At 68.4% G+C, this 1,759-nt stretch carries 1 protein-coding gene; it reads left to right on the plus strand.

Going from position 1 to position 1,759, the window contains the following annotated elements; genetic code table 11:
• Nucleotides 1-101 precede the first annotated feature (101 nt).
• The gene (locus A0W70_RS16345; RefSeq protein ID WP_067564354.1) at nucleotides 102-1,349 is read left to right on the plus strand and encodes a transposase; all 1,248 of its coding nucleotides are present in this window, start codon (nucleotides 102-104) and stop codon (nucleotides 1,347-1,349) included.
• Nucleotides 1,350-1,759: the final 410 nt, after the last annotated feature.

The following is a 1,759-nucleotide window of genomic DNA, read 5'->3' on the forward strand; positions in this document are numbered from 1 at the left end:
CGTAGTCAGTTATAACCGCGGACATGAAGAAGGGGCCCCTCGAAGCCCGGTAGGGTTGGTTTTGCACATCAACGCAACCGGGATATGGGAGGTGGCCCCTTATGGGTAAGCGTACCTGGAAGACGATCGATTTTCAGCAGGTGGACTGGTCGGCGGTGTCGGAGCAGGCGGGCCGACTGGTGGTGGCGATCGATGCGGCGAAGCATGACTTCGTGGCGACGCTGATGGACGGGGATCGCGCGGTGCAGGCGCTGTTTCGCTGGCGCCATCCGCAACACACCCGTGCGGTGGTGGAGCGGATTGCGGGGCTGGACGCCCCGGTTGAGGCGGTGATCGAGCCCACGGGCACCTACGGGGATCCGGTTCGCCATCACCTGCAGCAGGCGGGCGTAGCGGTCTACCGGATGCCGGCGAAGCGGGTCGCGGACGCCGCGGAGCTGTATGACGGGGTGGCGAGTCTGCACGACGCGAAGTCGTCGTACGTGATGGCACGGCTGCATCTGGAAGGGGTGAGCCGTCGCTGGTTACAGCCCGATGAGGTGTCGCAGGCGTTGCAGGCATGGTCGAAGCGCCTGGGCTGGTACCGCGATCGGGCGCAGCGCGCGCACTCGCGCCTGGAGGCGTGGCTGGCGCGCCACTGGCCGGAGGCGCCGCTGGTGCTGGGGCTGGATCGCGCGAGCCTGCTGGAGCTGTTGTCGACATATGGCCCGCCCTCGGCGGTGGTGGCGGACCGCGATGGGGCGCGGCGGCTGCTCACGCGCGTCGGCGGACGCTTCCTCGAGGCGGAGAAGGTCGAGGCCCTGCTCGACAGCGCGGCGACGACGATTGCCGTGCCCTGTCTGGACGCGCAGGCCGAAGAGGGCCGGGAACTGGCCAGCGAACTGCTGGCGATGCGCCGCGCCTGCCGGGCGCTGGAGCACCGCGTGCACGAGGCGCTCGGCGACGAGCCCGACGTGGCATGCCAGGCGGCGGCGATCGGGCGCATGAGCGCGGCGGTGCTGCGCGCGGGGCTGGGCGATCCGCGCCAGTATCCGAACGCCGGCGCCTATGCCAAGGCCGGTGGACTGCATCTGCGCGAGCGCTCCAGCGGCAAGCATGTGGGCCAGCTGCGCATTACCAAGCGCGGGCCCGGTGCGGTGCGCCAGTATCTGTACTTCGCGGTACTGCGTCTGTTACGCCATGAGGGCCCGGCCTGGCGGTGGTACCGCGCGAAGGTCGTGCGCGACGGCGGGCGCACGAAGCCGGCGATCACCGCCCTGATGCGCAAGCTGCTCAAGGCGCTGTGGTACGTCGGCCAGGGCGAGGTGTTCGATGAACACCGCCTGTTTGGCCACACGCCAGCGAACTGAAGCGCGCCGCACCGCGGCGTCTCATCAAGCGAACGGACACGGAGCCGGACCATGATCGCAAGCTGATGCCAGCGACGGGTGCAACCAGGTTGCTTCCTTCGGGCGGACTCTCCAACGCGCCTGCGAGCCGCGCGAGCTCCCAACGTAGTCCCAGAGCCGCCCGGGGGAAGTCCTCCATGAACGGCGATGCCTGATGTGACTGATTCGATGCCACGCGGTGGACATCCCATGCGAGAGGGTCGGTCGACCTCGTGGACGGACTTCGGAAGCAACACGTGCACCCGAAGAGCCATGAATACAGCGAGCGGATGCCGTCGCCTTTTCCCCGGAACAGGTCCACGAATCCGCTCGTCCAGGACAGGCTGGACAATGGCGACCAACCGGGCTTGACGGGGGCTATGAGAGGCGCG

It is taken from the genome of Halofilum ochraceum (assembly GCF_001614315.2).
Classification (GTDB): Bacteria; Pseudomonadota; Gammaproteobacteria; order XJ16; family Halofilaceae; genus Halofilum; species Halofilum ochraceum.